The following is a 14,111-nucleotide window of genomic DNA, read 5'->3' as shown; positions in this document are numbered from 1 at the left end:
CCCCTCCTCAAACCACCCTTGAGGTCGGCTGGCAACTCGTTTTCCGTCCAATCTCATAAAATCTGTCAGGCCGCCAGGGGTCATGGCTCAACTTGGTGGAGTCGTGGTTCGCGCTGCTGAGTCGGCGGAGATTACGCCGTGGGGATTTCCATTCGAAGGATGAGCTGGAACAGGCCATTGAGGCCTTTATTGCTCATAACAACGAGGCGCCTAGACCCTTTATCTGGAAGCGTTCAGCCGATGACATCTTGGAGAGCCTTCGCCGCTTCTGCCTGCCCTACCTGGCTGCCGCCAATTCCCAACATTCCTCTGAATCAGACCATTAGGGAAACGGGCAGGCACGTTGCAAGTTCGTCGGGCGTGAGCGATCGGACGACCCGAATGATCAAAACCCGCCGCTGACGGCCCGTCGTCATGTTCACTGCCGCGACCCGTGCGCCTGCGTGCGGACGGCATTCCGCTTGCCGTTCGCACGCAGGCCGGCACGCAAGCGCAGAACAACTGGGGAACATGCAGCCATCCCTTCACTTTGAACGGCCGAACAGCCCGCTTTAAGGGGAATACCTGCCAGGGAAATTTTGCAATGAGGGAGTTGCTTGGGAAGCAGGTGGCCCGGTCTTCAGCACCTGACCGTCCTCAGCACCTGACACTTCAGGGAATCGACGTGTTGGTGGGCGGGAATGGCAGGCTGAGCAGCTGAAGGCAGTCCCGGAGGACCTCACCGCCCCACCGCGTGGCCTGACCCAGCACCTGCCACCCGAACCGCACCTGACTCACCATCGCCCGCCCAGGGTTGTCCTGCCGTGAGAGATGGTCCTCCACACGCTGTGCCCCCACCCGAGCCTTCCACGCCAGCGCGACGCAGCAGTCCGAACCGCCGGGAGAGTCGCCCGGGAGCCGGCCTGTGCATGGCTTCCACCAGAACAGGCAAATCCGAAGCGACGACCACCACGTGCATCTACCCGCCACCCCGCTTGGCCGATGAACTCCCAATCAACAATCACCACCGCCCAGCGGCGGGCGGGAAGAACCTTGAGCAGCCGGGCCACCAGGAGGATGCGGGCAGCCACGCAACTCTTCCCCTGAAGCGGCAGGATCGACCACACGAGAGGAATGACCGCGCCACCGAGGAGCGCCCAACACCAGGACGTTCAGCGGCGTCTGTCCGTCGTGCCAGGTGTGGGCGAGCGCTCGGAGGGGAGCAGGCACCCTGTTCAGGCGTAGCGAGCGTCCTGAAGCAGCTCAACACCGGGCAGGGTCGTCACGAATGCAGCGCCGAAGGCCTGGGAAGGTGTCCAGGCTCCAGCCGGCACCCCTCCTGCGAGCACGCGCCCAACCGCGGCGAGGGCACTCTCCACCGTGAAGCGGTACCCATCAGGCCCAACGAGCTTCATCGCTCGCCTGTTCCCCGCTCGGTCCGTCACCTCCCCCCACACCACGGTGTGCCCCTCCCGCAGTTCGGTCTCGGTCGGTCCCTTCGCCCGGCTGGCACGCTCCGCGAGAAGTCGCTGGAGGGCGGGCAGACGGAGCAGGGGGGCCAACCATCCATTGCCCCTCATCACGAGGGCTGCGCCCGGGGGGACGGCGAGGTACGTCTCGACGGTCGGAATGCCCGTGGAGTAGTAGGCGGTTACAACGTCGCCCCAGGGGATGCTGACCGCCGTCGAGTACCGACCGTTATGCTCCACCTGCCAGGTGCGGGCGGCGACGGGTTCGCGTACGAAGAGACCACCCTGGCGGCTCAGGCCCCCCTCCCCGGTGCTTTCCGCCATCGTGATCGCTGTACCCCGACTGAGGGTGCCCCCACGAAAGGCGAGACGTAGGCGGGTGGCCGAGGGCAGCACTTCAGCGAGCCGGACAGCGACGGCGTCGGTGGGAACGACATCGAACCCGACCCCCGCGACAGCGACGACGTTCGCCTGTCGGGCCTCCGGACCCCGCCAGTGCAAGGCCTCAAGCGCGGCGTGCTCTCCGGTGATGTCGAGGTAGTGCGTTCCCGTGCCCAGACAACCCTCGAGCATGGGCCGCTGCGTCCGGGAAAACGGACCAGCGCAGTGGAGGACCAGCCTCATGTCACGGATACCCTCAAGCACCTCACCGGAGCCGCCCAGCCCGAACACGCGGCTGTCCAGCCCGAGCTCACCGGCAAGCGGTCGGATGGCCTCCGCGGAGCGCCCAGCGAGCACGGGGGTCAGGCCACGTTTGACAGCTTCTCGGGCGATCAACTGTCCGGTAAAGCCGTTCGCACCGTAGATCATCCATTGGGGGGTCATACTCCAGCATAAGCAGGAGGCGCGGGTTCCTCTGCCCTTTGCGGCCGGACTTGCCTCTGGATCTCCTCACTGATGCCGGGACGTATAGCCGTCCGGGCTGCAGACAGGAATCCTGCCCAGTGAGCACCCTGGGCTGTTCTCATTCGGTTCAAGAGGGCTCAGAAGGCTCCAGGTAGTCTTTCAGGCGAATCCCCGCGCGCCGTTCTTCCAACAACTCCAGTTCGAAGTGCTGTTTCAGAACCGCCGCGTCAGACGGGCCCTGCAGCAGTGCCAGCATCAATGGCCGGATATGCTCGGTGCACCGCCAGCACAGCCGAAGTTGATTCCGCTCGAACTGCAGGTTGTGGACACAGTGTGAACAGATGTTATGCACCGCCACGCCGAGCCGCTCGACCGCCCATTCCTGGGGATGCAGTTCCCTGGTGTAGTAGTACTCCCTCCTGCGGATGCGCATTTTCTCGGCTCGTCGCACGGCTGCGGCCTGATCTTGGGCGAACAGTTTCCGCAGCTGTCCTGGCCAGTCATACCGCTCGGAGTAGCGCTCCAGCGTCCGTAAGCTGACTGAGATATCTTCCTCCTGCAACTCTGCTTGGAGCCGAGCGAGGGAGCGTTCTCCTAAGGGGAGACGGGCGTATTTCAGGAAGAAATGCTCAGCCTTCTGTCGGCTAGCGCTGGTGTTGTGGTGTTCAGGCATGCTTTGGGTTCTCCTGGAGCTGATCGGACGGCCGGGAGTCGCCTCCCGGCATGTCGATGCAGCTTATCTGTCGGTACCTGCCGAGGATTTGTCGGTATCTGCTGCCGAACTGTCGGTACTTGCGCAGCATATATTGGTACCCACCAAAGCGCTACCGAGAGAACTGAAAAGCTGAAAACCCTCTCCAGCACGTGGAGAACAACCTACTGTTGCATAGGGGGGGCCGGGAAGCAAATTGAAAAAATGGGCGCAAAGGGTGCATATAGGTGTCTGAAAGTGTATTGAGCATAGGCGAAGAGAAGCCGAGAGGGATGATGGAGAACGTCCTGGACAAGAAAGTTAGAGTTCTTGGGGTTTGTGGCTCCGATTTAAGGGAAGGCACTGGAGGAGATGCAAGAAACTATTGGGAGCGTCCATGGGACGGCTGAGCCAGGTGTTTCATTGCGAGTGGATGGCAAGAAGCTGAGACACCGCCACCCGAGTACGGCGGCAGCTATATCTACATCTACAGGCGTGCCTTTGCGACAGAACACAAGCGGTACACGCTTGCGCGGAGTTGGCGGCTTCTGCCGAATCGTTCATGCTTAGCGCGTCAGACAAGAACAAGGCACGCGGAGTATCACCAGCCACAAGCCAAAGGAAAAACCCCCTCCAGGAGGGGGTTTTCTTGGTGTGCCCGAAGGGATTCGAACCCCTGGCCTTCTGATCCGTAGTCAGACGCTCTATCCAGCTGAGCTACGGGCACTTATGGTCCTGCGGTGAAGCTTGGCGAAGAGGGAGGGATTCGAACCCTCGATACCTTGCGGTATACATCCTTAGCAGGGATGCGGTTTCAGCCACTCACCCACCTCTCCTCGGTACATTGCCGATGCAGCATGGTTCTGGCGAGGGGTGAGGGATTCGAACCCCCGGTGGGTTGCCCCACTGCAGTTTTCAAGACTGCTGCCTTCAACCACTCGGCCAACCCCCCGTTTACGGCGGGTGCGGTCCAGGGGGGTGCCCCGAAGCGCGAAGGGAAGTATAAGGACGACCCCGCAGCTTGTCAACGCTTCGACCTGTCATGCCACAGCCGCCACGCAGCGAGGGCGGCGGCGGCGGCCAGCGCCAAACCCGGCCAGGACAGTGCGCCGCCCCCCAACCGGGCCCCGGCCAACAGCGCGGCCAGCGCCTCCTCATGGGGGGTACAGGGGGGCGTGGGCACCCGGCTGGGCGGCAACGTCAGATCGGCGTGCAGCACATCGGTGTGGTAGGCGTTCTCGCGCGGATGACCGCTGCCCGCGCTGAGTTGCCGTCCCACCACACGCAGAAGGTCGGGGGCACCGTCGGTCACCCAGGGAGCCAGAGCCAGAAAACCCGGGCGCGGCTCGGTCAGGACATAGCTGCGCGGCTCCGGCGCGTCCTCGGCACGGCCAGTGATGGCACTCTGCCCGTCAAAACTCAGGTCCAGCAGGTTGCCCACCACCATGGGATTGACCGCGTAGCGGATGCTGTCCCCGCGGGTGCTGGCCGTCCAGCTGGATTCCAGCCACGCCACCGGCTGGTCGCGCCGGTGCGTGGGGTCGGGGGGCAGGCCCTCCTGGGCAGTCCATGCCGACGCGTTGGCATCGGGTTGCAGCAATACGGTGCAGCCTGCCGCTTCCAGCGCCCCCATCACATCGGCCCGGAAGGCGTCCAGGCTGATGGCAACCCCCAGATCCCCCACCGAGGTAGGAAACACGCGCACTTCCTCCAGCCGGCCCGGTGTCAGGTCCACCCCGCTCGCCTGTTCGTCGGGAGTCAGGTGAATCTTGTCGGTCACACCGATCAGCGAACCATCGGGAGCGAGCAGGATGCTCTGGTTGGTCAGGGTCCCGGCCTCACGGCGCAGCCGGCCGCCCCGCAGGTGATAGCGCGGCATGGGCAGCGAGCCGCAGCACAGGTACACGCCGTACTCGCGCGCCAGGTCACGGCAGGTGTGCAGGTACAGCCGCGCGTTGTCGGCGCTGGCGGCAAGCTGCAGCGCCCGGATCGGCGAGACACGCTCGCGCAGCAGCACGGGCAGCACGCGCGGCAGCCGCGCCACGAACAGCGCCGCCGACACCCGCTCGAAGGTTCCGAAGCGCAGCGCCCAGGCCGCTCCGCGCAGCACCAGCGGCAGGCCGTTCAGTTCGGTCAGGACGACCAGCGTGGGCCGCTGCGGCGAGAGGTGCGGGCGGGCCGCTTCCAGCTGTGAGCGCATCCACGCCCGGAAAGCGTCGTCCGTGGTGAAGTCGGCGGCACTCCAATGGGGCTGCACGGCGACGGCGCGGAAGGCTCGGTCAGGGGACATGCCCGCAGGGTACGGCACGCGTGACATACCCGCCGCCCGGCCCTCCCGGGCCATGAAATACTCGCGCCATGAGCGCCCCCGTCTTCACGCCGCTGGGTGACGCGGCCCTGAGTGTGCAGACCCCGCTGGCCCGCGAGCTGCTCGCCGACCTGGGAGCCCGCCCCGTGCCCGGCGTGCAGGAAGGGGTGCCGGCGCTGGGGGTGCTGACGGTCCTCTTCGACCCGCTGCAGACCTCGGCGGCCGAACTGGAGGCCGCGCTGCGCCTGCGGCTGAACGCCCTGACCCCACAAAGCGGCGAGCAGGCGCGGACGCGGGCGCTGCCGGTCATTTTCGGCGGCCCCGATCTGGCATGGTGCGCGGCGCACGCAGGCCTCAGCGAGGCGGCCCTGATCACGGCGGTGTGCGCCGCCCCCCTGGAAGTCGCCTTTCTGGGCTTCACGCCGGGATTTGCCTTCCTGAGCGGGCTGCCGCCGGAACTGCAGATGCCCCGGCTGGCGGCCCCGCGTGGGGAGGTTCCGGCGGGCAGCTTCGCGTTGGGGGGGCCGTGGGCCGGGGTCTACCCACGCGCCACACCGGGCGGCTGGCGCATCGTGGGCCACACCTCCGTGGCCCTGTTCGACCTGGGCCGCGCCGAACCGGTGTGGTGGCGTGCAGGCGACCGGATACGTGTGCAGCCGGTGGCCCCCGAATGATCGAGGTGCTGCGGCCCGGGTTGCAGACCACCGTGCAGGACGCCGGGCGGCGGGCACGGGCGCTGGGAGTGGCCGCAGGCGGCGCGGCGGACCCTGTGGCCCTGCGGCTGGCAAACGCGCTCGTGGGCAATCCGGCGGGCGCGGCGGCGCTGGAGGTCACGCTCGTCGGCCCAACCCTGCGTTTTGATCAGAACGCACTGATCAGCGTGTGTGGAGCTCCCTTCGTGGCCACGCTGGACGGCGCACCGTTTGGACTGTGGCGGGCGGCGGCGGTCCGCGCGGGGCAGACGCTGGCGCTGGGCAGCACCCCGCGTGGCCTGCGCGCCGTGCTCGCGGTGCGCGGCGGCCTGCGGGCACAGACGGTCTTTGGCAGCGCGTCCACCGACCTGCGCGGCGGGTTCGGCGGGCACGGCGGGCGGGCGCTGGTGGCCGGGGACCGGCTGACCTGGGAGCCGGCCCCTCCCCTCTCGCCTCCGGGCGCCTTCATTTCACCCGCCCTGCATACGCCACCTGGACCCCACCACGTTCTGCGGGTCAGCGCCCTGCCCGAGGCGACGCCGGAGCTGCTGCGGGCCCTCACCACACCGGTCTTCACGGTCAGTTCGCAGGCCGACCGCATGGGCCTGCGCGTGACCGAGGCCGTGGCCGCTCCACACGACCCGGCCCGCGTCAGTCTGCCGAACGTGCCGGGCATGGTGCAGGTTCCGCCGGACGGCCGGCCCATCGTGCTGGGGCCGGACGCCGGCACGCATGGCGGTTACCCCACGCCGCTGGCCGTCATCCGCGCCGACCTGCCCCGGCTGGGCCAGCTGCGTCCCGGCGACACGCTGCAGTTCCGGGCCGTGGACCTGAGCCTCGCCCACGCCGCGCTGCGCGAACAGGAACGGGCCCTGCGGAGCGTGGAGGCCGCGCTGGGGTGGCGCCACGCCCACGCCTGAAGGAGCGCATGGCCACCGCCCCGCTATCCTGCGCCCATGCCATCCACCGACCTGAACGCCGATCTGGGCGAGGGCAGTCCGCACGAGGCGGCCGTCATGCCGCATGTCAGCAGCGCCAACATCGCCTGTGGGGGCCACGCCGGGGACGTGGAGACCATGCGCGACAGCCTGCGCCTGGCCGCCAGGTATGGCGTGGCGGCGGGGGCGCATCCCGGTTTTCCGGACCGCGAAGGCTTCGGGCGGCGGGAGCTGCACTTTGCCCCCGGTGAGGTCACGGCCTTCGTGCGCGAGCAGATCGAGGCCCTCAAGACGGTGGCCGCCCGTGAGGGAGTCCCCCTGGCCCACGTCAAGCCCCACGGCATGCTGTACAACATGGCCGTGCGCGACCCGGTGCTCGCCGGAGCCATCGCGCAGGCGGCGGCGGACAGTGGACTGCGGCTGTATTTCGGCCTGGCAGGCCACGACTCGGTGATGCTGCGCGAAGCCCAGGTCCGGGGGTTGAGCGCCGTCGGTGAGGGCTTCGCGGACCGGGGCTACGCGCCCGACGGCAGCTTGTGGCCGCGCGGGCAGACGGGAGCCCTGCTTGCACACCCCGAGGCGGTGGCCCAGGGCGTGCGGATCGCCCTGGAAGGCCAGACACAGGCCGTGGGCGGCGCGGCGGTGGCGGTCCCGGCCCGCACGCTGTGCCTGCACGGCGACGGCGCGGAGGCGGCCGAGCTTGCCCGCGACCTGCGCCGCGCCCTGGAAACGGCGGGCGTGCGGGTGGCCGCTCCGTCCCCGAGCTGACCTTGGCCCCGCGCTCAGTCCTCGGACACCTGCACGCCCTTCCAGAAGGCCACGCGGTCCCTGATCTGGGCGGCGGCGTCCTTGGGCTCGGGATAGAACCACGCGGCGTCCGGGTTGCGCTGGCCGCCCACCTCCAGCGTGTGGTAGCTCGCCGTGCCCTTCCACGGACACACCGACCGTGTCTCGCTGGGACGCAGATATTCCGCATTCACACTGGCGGCCGGAAAATAGTGGTTGCCCTCCACAACCACGGTGTCGTCCGACTGCGCGATCACGGTGCCGTTCCAGGTGGCTTTCATGCCGCAGGGTAACGCACGGGCTTCACAGGGCTGTGAATTCCTCCGCCCTGCACCCGGGTCCTCTCGGCCCTGTTTGCCCTGTTCGTCTGGAGTCTTCGGCCCCGGTTGGAGTACAGAAACCTTCGGCTTCCAGTTCCATCTGCGCCCGCCTGACATTTCCATGACATAACGGAGGACAATCAGGAGGATTTATCATGGTTCTGTCTAAATTCATGCCCAGCAACCCAAAGTTCAGCGCCCGCTTCGCCGAGGCCGCCCGCAACGCCCACACCACCGCACAGGTGCTGGTGGACCTGCTGGAGAATTACAGCGATGTGGAGGCCAAGGTCCAGCGTGTGCGCGATCTGGAACATGAGGGTGACCGCCTGTCGCGTGAGGTGACCAACCTCCTCGCCGAGTCCTTCATCGTGCCGTTTGACCGCGAGGACATCATCGCCCTGAACGACGAACTGGACGATCTGGTGGACGACATGGAAGACGCCGCACGCAAACTCAGCCTGTACGGCGTGGAAAAGCCGCTGCCACAGATGGCCGCGCTCGCCCGGGTGGTGGAAAAGCAGTGCGCGCTGCTGGCCCAGGGCATGCCCATGATCGAGGACACGGGCAAGATCCGGGAACTGGCCCGGATCGCCCAGGAGATCCGTGCGCTGGAAGACGAGGGCGACACCATCAGCGACGAGGTGCAGCGCACGCTGTACGAGGGCGTGACGGACGTGCCCGGCATGATCCGGGCCATGCGCGGCGGCGAGATTGTCGACCTGATCGAGGACGCCAGCGATCAGGCGCAGCGCGTGGCCAAGACCGTCGAGAGCATTCTCCTGAAGAACGCCTGAGCCGCATCTGATGGAACCTGCATTCATCGGCCTGATCGTCATCGTCACGCTGGCGCTGATCTTCGATTTCATCAACGGTTTTCACGACACCGCCAACGCGATCGCCACCTCGGTCGCCACCCGGGTGCTGACGCCTGCCCAGGCCATCGCCCTGTCCGCCATCATGAACGTGGTGGGCGCCCTGACCGGGACGGCCGTGGCCAAGACCGTCAGCGCAGACATCGTGCCTCAGGAGTTCGCCACGCTGGAGCTGGTCGGCGCCGCCCTGCTCAGCGCCATCGGCTGGAACCTGTTCACGTGGTGGAAGGGCCTGCCCAGCAGCTCCAGCCACGCGCTGATCTTCAGCCTGGTGGGCGCAGGTGTGGCCGCCGGAGGCTGGGGCATCATCATTCCCAAGGGCGTCCGGAAAACCCTGACCGGTCTGGTGACCAGTCCCGCACTGGGCTTCGTGATTCCCATCCTGCTGATGTTCCTGCTCGCGTGGCTGGTTCTGCGCTGGATGAAGCCGCGCACGGTCACCCGCACCTTCCGCTGGGCCCAGATCTTCAGCGCCGCGTTCATGGCCTTCTCGCACGGCGGCAACGACGCCCAGAAGACCATGGGCATCATCACCTTCGCCCTGAGCGCGTACTTCGGCACCCAGATCGACATCGTGCCGCTGTGGGTCATCCTGTCGGCGGCCGCCGCAATGGGCCTGGGCACGGCGGTCGGTGGCTGGCGCATCATCAAGACCATGGGTTTCAAGGTCGTGGATCTCAAGCCGGTGGACGGCTTTGTGGCCGAGACCAGCGCCGCGCTGATCATCGAAACCGCCAGCCGCCTGGGCATCCCGGTGAGCACCACCCACACCATCAGCACCGCGATCATGGGCGTGGGCACCACCAAGGGCTTCAAGAAGGTGAAGTGGCAGGTTGCCGGCAAGATCGTCAGCGCCTGGATCTTCACCATTCCCACCTGCATCGCGCTGGGCTGGGCCATTCACAAGGTGCTGCTGGCTGTTGGAGTGTAGGGCTCAAGTTTTAAGTTGTGGAGGAAGGCGGGCTGCCTATAGCCCGCCTTTCCCCTTCTCTATGCGTTTTCTCTATGCGTTCGTCTTCGTGTGTTCAGGCGTTGCCGTGAACAGGGGTGGGGGTGGCCCGCAGGCACGCGCTTTCCCCCACACATTCGCGTCCGCGCAGCACTTCTGCCAGAACCTCTGCCCCCCGGACAACACCCAGCGCCGGACGTGAGAAGAGGGCGTTGGCATCCACGGCCCACACTTGCCCGTCGCGGACGGCCCGCAGACCGGTCCGTGCCCGCACCTCACGGGCAAACTCCACATTCTGTTCCAGGCCGTAGCCGCAGCACATCACCACGATCACATCGGGATCCAGGGCGGCGATGTCCTCCCAGCCCGCGCGGCCCGAGTCGGTTCCCGCCGCGCCCAGCACGTTCACGCCGCCGGCCCGCGTCACCTGTTCGGGCACCCAGTGTCCGCCGTAAAACGGGGGGTCCACCCATTCCAGCGTCAGCACGCGCGGCGCGGTCTGCACCGGTTCTATCGCGTCCCAGCGCCGCTGGGCATCGGCCGCCAGGGCTTCGCCCCGCTGCGCCACCCCCGCGGCCCCGGCCAGGGCCCGCAGGTCGTCCAGAATTCCGGCCACGCTGCGCCCTTCCAGGCTCAGAACATTTGCGGTGGGCAGGCAGCCTGGCAGGTACCGCACCGCTTCCTCGATGTTGCCGGGCGTGACCGCGCAGACCTCGCACACCCCCTGGGTCACCACCAGCGCGGGGTCAAGGGCGTCCAGCAGGGAGCCGTCCACGGTGTAGAGAGAAAGGCCCGCACGGACCGCCTCGCTCACGGCGCGGTCAATCTCCGCCTGCGGCGCGCCGGAGTCCACGATGCTGCGGGTGAGCACCGGCAGGCCTGCCGCCCCAGGATGGTCACACGAGTGGCTGACTCCGGCCACGCGCCCGCCCAGGCCCAGGTCGAACAGCAGGTCGGTGGCGCTGGGCAGCAGGCTGACAATCCGTTCCGGAGCAGGAATCATGGAGACAGCCTATCCGGTGAGGGCAACAGACCCGCAGTCCACCCCTCGCCTCACGCTCCCCGCATCACCGGCTGGCCCACAGCTCCACCAGGCCACGCAGGGTCAGCGTCTCGTCGTACTGGTCTATCTCGCGGCAGATGCCCTCCACCGTGCGTGAGAAGCCGCCGGTGGCGATGGCCACGGCGGGGCCCGGCAACTCGGCGCGGATGCGGCGCAGCAGGCCGTCCACCATCTCGGCGTAGCCGTACACCAGCCCCGACTGCAGGGCCTGCACGGTGTTCTTGCCAATGGCCCGCTCCGGAGCCTCCAGCGTGATGCGCGGCAGCTTGGCGGCGCGGGCGAACAGGGCGTCGGCGCTGACCTGCGCCCCGGTCGCCAGAATGCCGCCCAGAAAACGCCGCCCCCGCCCGATCACGTCGAAGTTGGTGCTCGTTCCGAAATCCACGACCACGGCGTAGTCGTGGTGGGCCATGTAGCGCTCGGCCCCGAACAGGTTGCACAGGCGGTCGGCACCCACCGCGTCGGGCGTGTCGAGTTCCACCGTGACGTCGGGCAGGGTGGTGGCCGAGACGCTGAAGGCCTCGATGCCGTAGTGCCGCCGCAGCGCCAGCGCGTAGTTCTCCCCCACCGGCGGAGCCACGCTGCTCAGAACGGCGGCGCGGGGCGGCGCGGCCCCGGCGAGGGTGAACAGCCCGTGCAGCTGCAGCGCGAGGTTGTCGGGCAAGGACTCCCGGTTGGTCCGCACGCGCCAGGTGTGGGTCAGGTTCTTGGTCTCGTCGGCCAGGCCGAGCACGGTGCTGGTGTTGCCGATGTCCACGGCGAGCAGGGGAAAGACGGTGGGCACGCGGGGATTGTACGGCGCGGGCGCGGGCATGGCGGTCCGGGGGCCAGGGTCAGCCCGCCATGCCCGCGCCCCAGGCGGTATACTCCGCTCTTGGCAGATGCCCGCGCCCCGGCCAACGGGAGCGGCCAGCGCAGCAGCGCCGGCCACGCGGAAGGGAGGCACGCTTACATGCAGGAACTACTGGAAAAACTGGCGTCGCTCCGGGAGTACCTTTGACATTCCCGGCAAAACACGCAGGCTGAACGAACTCGACCGCGAACTCAGCGACCCCGAGCTGTGGAACGACACGTCCCGCGCCCGCAAGGTCACGCAGGAGGCCGGCACCCTGCGCCGGATCGTGGAGGACTACTCGGCGCTGAACTCCGACGCGCAGGGCCTCTCCGAGATGCTGGAGATGGCCGACGCCGAGGAACGCGAGATGCTCGCCGAGGAACAGAGCAGCATTCAGGCGCGGGTGGACGCCCTGTACCGGGAAACGCTGTTCACCATGAAGCACGCCGACACCTCGGCCATCGTGCGGGTCAAGAGCGGCGCGGGCGGCACCGAGTCCCAGGACTGGGCAGGCATGCTGTCGCGCATGTTTATGCGCTGGGGCGAACGCCGGGGCTACAAGGTCGAACTCATTGACCAGCAGGACGGCGATCAGGCGGGCGTGCTGAGTTCGGAATTCATCGTGCGCGGAGAGAAGGCCTACGGCATGCTCGCCCCCGAACATGGCGTTCACCGGCTGGTGCGCGTCTCTCCCTTCGACAGCAACAACCGCCGCCACACCTCGTTCGCCTCGGTGGACGTGGTGGCCGAGGTGCCCGAGGAAGAGATCAACATCCACATTCCCGACAGCGACCTGCGCCGCGACGTGTTCCGGTCGCAGGGTGCGGGCGGCCAGGGCGTGAACACCACCGACTCCGCCGTGCGCCTGACCCACCTTCCCACCGGCATCGCGGTGGCCTCGCAGGTCACGCGCAGCCAGATCAAGAACCACGAGATCGCCCTGCAGATTCTCAAGCAGCGCCTGTACGACATCGAGATCAAGAAACGCGAGGCCGAGGAAGCCAAGGCGCGCGGCGAGCAGAAAAAGATCGAGTGGGGCAGCCAGATTCGCAGCTATGTGCTGGACAAGCAGTACATCAAGGACCACCGCAGCGGCGTCATGAAGCACAACCCCGACGACGTCCTCGACGGTGACCTCGACGACCTGATGTGGGCCGGACTGGAATGGATGGCCGGCAAGCGGGTGGCCGAGGAGGGTGGGGACGACGAGTAGTCCGGGCGGCTGACCGCACGCTGCGGCCCCGCCTGTCCCCGGTCTGCCCTAGAATGCCGTGACCGGCCCCGCCTGATTCCATGATGCTATGAGCGACTTTCCCACCATTCCCGGTTACACCCTGCGTCAGTTCCTGGGACGTGGAAACACCTCGCAGGTGTATCTGGCGGTGGACCGGCAGGGCCGCGAGGTGGCCCTGAAGGTGCCGCTGCAGAGCACGCTGCGCGTCAAGGAGGCGGCCGAACGCTTCGGCAACGAGGTGCGGCTGACCCTGCAGTTCCGGCATCCGCACCTTATTCGGGCGGACGCGGGCACCGCCTTCGGGCCGCAGGCGTTTCTGGCCCTGAGCTATTACCCGGACGGTGCACTGAACGAACAGCTGGCACAGCAGGGCCAGCTCCTGGAGCAGCCGGCGGCCCTGCGCATCCTGGCCGATCTGGCCTCGGCGCTGGCGTACCTGCACCACCTCGGCGCGGTGCATCAGGACCTCAAGGCCCACAACGTGTATGTGGACCCGCACGGGCGCGCCGCACTGGGCGACCTGGGCAACGCCTATTTCGTGGCGCAGGGCGGTCAGGTCAGCGGCAGTCCGTACTACATGGCCCCGGAGATCTACCACGGCGAGGGCAGCAGCGCCGCGAGCGACGTGTACAGCCTGGGCATCCTGATGTATGAACTGCTCTCCGGCGAGCGTCCGTACCAGGGAAACACGTACGAGGAGCTGATGATCTCGCACCTCACGCGCTTTCCGGCGCCGCTGAACCACCTCAACCCGGCGGTGTCGCGCTCCATCTCGCGCCTGGCCTCCCAGGCCCTGGCCAAGCGCCCCGGCGAGCGGCCCAGCGCCGACGATGTGCGCCGCGCCCTGCTCAGGGCCCTGGGCGAGACGCCGCAGGACGAGGTGTACGAGGAGGACGGCCCCCCGCCCGAGGAAACGGCCAAACCAGTGGTGGGACGGCACGGTCCCGCCCAGCCCCGTCTGCCGTTTCACTGCTCCAAGGCGGCCCCCGCCGAGACCGCAGACGACCCGAAGCGCGGCGCGGGCTGGAATCCCTTCAAACGCCGCCGCTAGGGTGTGTCCGCAAACCCTGGAGGCAGTGTAAAAATGACGTGTGGTTCGGCGTTACGAGTTGACCGATGAGCAGTGGAG

General features: G+C 67.5%; 13 protein-coding genes, 3 tRNA genes and 1 pseudogene. 7 read left to right on the top strand and 10 right to left on the bottom strand.

Annotated elements, in window-relative coordinates; translation table 11 throughout:
* Positions 1–651: 651 nt before the first annotated feature.
* The 7 genes and pseudogenes from IEY21_RS17190 to IEY21_RS15840 form a co-directional block, all read right to left on the bottom strand.
* Positions 652–1,179, bottom strand: a pseudogene (locus tag IEY21_RS17190) (IS4 family transposase); the annotation flags it as partial.
* Between the two features lie 35 nt (positions 1,180–1,214).
* On the bottom strand, positions 1,215–2,273 hold the full coding sequence (locus IEY21_RS15865; RefSeq protein WP_188905320.1) for a saccharopine dehydrogenase family protein: 1,059 nt from the start codon (positions 2,271–2,273) through the stop codon (positions 1,215–1,217).
* A 148-nt stretch (positions 2,274–2,421) separates the two neighbouring features.
* Positions 2,422–2,967 (bottom strand): hypothetical protein, encoded by a 546-nt coding sequence (locus tag IEY21_RS15860; RefSeq protein ID WP_188905319.1) that lies wholly within the window; start codon positions 2,965–2,967, stop codon positions 2,422–2,424.
* A gap of 668 nt (positions 2,968–3,635) precedes the next feature.
* Positions 3,636–3,712 (bottom strand) — tRNA-Arg (locus IEY21_RS15855).
* A gap of 21 nt (positions 3,713–3,733) precedes the next feature.
* Positions 3,734–3,821 (bottom strand) — tRNA-Ser (locus tag IEY21_RS15850).
* Between the two features lie 28 nt (positions 3,822–3,849).
* Positions 3,850–3,937: transfer RNA gene (locus IEY21_RS15845), tRNA-Ser, on the bottom strand.
* Positions 3,938–4,009: 72 nt separating this feature from the next.
* Positions 4,010–5,275 carry a nitrilase-related carbon-nitrogen hydrolase gene (locus IEY21_RS15840; protein WP_188905318.1) on the bottom strand — a complete coding sequence of 422 codons (1,266 nt, stop codon included), beginning with the start codon at positions 5,273–5,275 and terminating at the stop codon, positions 4,010–4,012.
* Between the two features lie 68 nt (positions 5,276–5,343).
* Here IEY21_RS15840 and IEY21_RS15835 point away from each other — a divergent pair, with 68 nt between their 5' ends.
* Genes IEY21_RS15835 through pxpA form a run of 3 tightly spaced genes read left to right on the top strand, consistent with a single transcriptional unit; the run spans position 5,344 to position 7,691 of the window.
* Positions 5,344–5,967 carry a 5-oxoprolinase subunit B family protein gene (locus tag IEY21_RS15835; RefSeq protein WP_188905317.1) on the top strand — a complete coding sequence of 208 codons (624 nt, stop codon included), beginning with the start codon at positions 5,344–5,346 and terminating at the stop codon, positions 5,965–5,967.
* Complete coding sequence (locus tag IEY21_RS15830) at positions 5,964–6,905, top strand: 5-oxoprolinase subunit C family protein (protein WP_188905316.1); 942 nt, start codon at positions 5,964–5,966, stop codon at positions 6,903–6,905. The genes IEY21_RS15835 and IEY21_RS15830 overlap by 4 nt, the downstream gene beginning before the upstream one ends.
* A 36-nt stretch (positions 6,906–6,941) precedes the next feature.
* Positions 6,942–7,691 (top strand): 5-oxoprolinase subunit PxpA, encoded by a 750-nt coding sequence (pxpA, locus tag IEY21_RS15825; protein WP_188905315.1) that lies wholly within the window; start codon positions 6,942–6,944, stop codon positions 7,689–7,691.
* Positions 7,692–7,705: 14 nt separating this feature from the next.
* Here pxpA and IEY21_RS15820 read toward each other — a convergent pair whose 3' ends face one another.
* Positions 7,706–7,990 carry a DUF427 domain-containing protein gene (locus IEY21_RS15820; protein WP_188905314.1) on the bottom strand — a complete coding sequence of 95 codons (285 nt, stop codon included), beginning with the start codon at positions 7,988–7,990 and terminating at the stop codon, positions 7,706–7,708.
* A gap of 194 nt (positions 7,991–8,184) precedes the next feature.
* On the opposite strand from IEY21_RS15820, the gene IEY21_RS15815 reads away from it, so the two are divergent.
* Positions 8,185–8,823, top strand: a complete 639-nt coding sequence (locus tag IEY21_RS15815) for a DUF47 domain-containing protein (protein WP_188905313.1) — start codon at positions 8,185–8,187, stop codon at positions 8,821–8,823.
* Positions 8,824–8,833: 10 nt separating this feature from the next.
* The gene (locus tag IEY21_RS15810; protein WP_188905312.1) at positions 8,834–9,832 is read left to right on the top strand and encodes an inorganic phosphate transporter; all 999 of its coding nucleotides are present in this window, start codon (positions 8,834–8,836) and stop codon (positions 9,830–9,832) included.
* A gap of 94 nt (positions 9,833–9,926) precedes the next feature.
* Here the strand turns inward: IEY21_RS15810 and IEY21_RS15805 are convergent, their stop codons facing one another.
* Complete coding sequence (locus IEY21_RS15805) at positions 9,927–10,853, bottom strand: cobalamin-binding protein (RefSeq protein WP_188905311.1); 927 nt, start codon at positions 10,851–10,853, stop codon at positions 9,927–9,929.
* A 64-nt stretch (positions 10,854–10,917) separates the two neighbouring features.
* Positions 10,918–11,727 (bottom strand): type III pantothenate kinase, encoded by an 810-nt coding sequence (locus IEY21_RS15800; protein ID WP_188905310.1) that lies wholly within the window; start codon positions 11,725–11,727, stop codon positions 10,918–10,920.
* Between the two features lie 138 nt (positions 11,728–11,865).
* Here IEY21_RS15800 and prfB point away from each other — a divergent pair.
* Positions 11,866–12,961 (top strand): peptide chain release factor 2 gene (prfB, locus tag IEY21_RS15795; RefSeq protein WP_188905321.1). Its coding sequence is split into 2 segments (ribosomal slippage): positions 11,866–11,910 and positions 11,912–12,961, totalling 1,095 coding nucleotides; the frame shifts between segments, so codons are not numbered across the junction.
* Between the two features lie 88 nt (positions 12,962–13,049).
* Positions 13,050–14,033, top strand: coding sequence for a serine/threonine-protein kinase (locus IEY21_RS15790; protein ID WP_188905309.1), 984 nt, complete (start codon positions 13,050–13,052; stop codon positions 14,031–14,033).
* Positions 14,034–14,111 lie beyond the last annotated feature (78 nt).

Origin of the sequence: Deinococcus aerophilus, assembly GCF_014647075.1 — a bacterium.
GTDB lineage: Bacteria > Deinococcota > Deinococci > Deinococcales > Deinococcaceae > Deinococcus > Deinococcus aerophilus.
The sequence above is the reverse complement of the archived record's forward strand: the minus strand, read 5'-3'. Positions and strand labels throughout refer to the sequence as shown.

Bases quoted from the DNA above. Each gene is read 5' to 3' on its own strand.
- IEY21_RS15865 (WP_188905320.1), bottom strand. From the start codon at position 2,273: ATGACCCCCCAATGGATGATCTACGGTGCGAACGGCTTTACCGGACAG.
- IEY21_RS15820 (WP_188905314.1), bottom strand. From the start codon at position 7,990: ATGAAAGCCACCTGGAACGGCACCGTGATCGCGCAGTCGGACGACACC.
- IEY21_RS15815 (WP_188905313.1), top strand. From the start codon at position 8,185: ATGGTTCTGTCTAAATTCATGCCCAGCAACCCAAAGTTCAGCGCCCGC.
- pxpA (WP_188905315.1), top strand. From the start codon at position 6,942: ATGCCATCCACCGACCTGAACGCCGATCTGGGCGAGGGCAGTCCGCAC.
- IEY21_RS15830 (WP_188905316.1), top strand. From the start codon at position 5,964: ATGATCGAGGTGCTGCGGCCCGGGTTGCAGACCACCGTGCAGGACGCC.
- IEY21_RS15790 (WP_188905309.1), top strand. From the start codon at position 13,050: ATGAGCGACTTTCCCACCATTCCCGGTTACACCCTGCGTCAGTTCCTG.
- IEY21_RS15800 (WP_188905310.1), bottom strand. From the start codon at position 11,727: ATGCCCGCGCCCGCGCCGTACAATCCCCGCGTGCCCACCGTCTTTCCC.
- IEY21_RS15810 (WP_188905312.1), top strand. From the start codon at position 8,834: ATGGAACCTGCATTCATCGGCCTGATCGTCATCGTCACGCTGGCGCTG.
- IEY21_RS15840 (WP_188905318.1), bottom strand. From the start codon at position 5,275: ATGTCCCCTGACCGAGCCTTCCGCGCCGTCGCCGTGCAGCCCCATTGG.
- IEY21_RS15860 (WP_188905319.1), bottom strand. From the start codon at position 2,967: ATGCCTGAACACCACAACACCAGCGCTAGCCGACAGAAGGCTGAGCAT.
- IEY21_RS15805 (WP_188905311.1), bottom strand. From the start codon at position 10,853: ATGATTCCTGCTCCGGAACGGATTGTCAGCCTGCTGCCCAGCGCCACC.
- IEY21_RS15835 (WP_188905317.1), top strand. From the start codon at position 5,344: ATGAGCGCCCCCGTCTTCACGCCGCTGGGTGACGCGGCCCTGAGTGTG.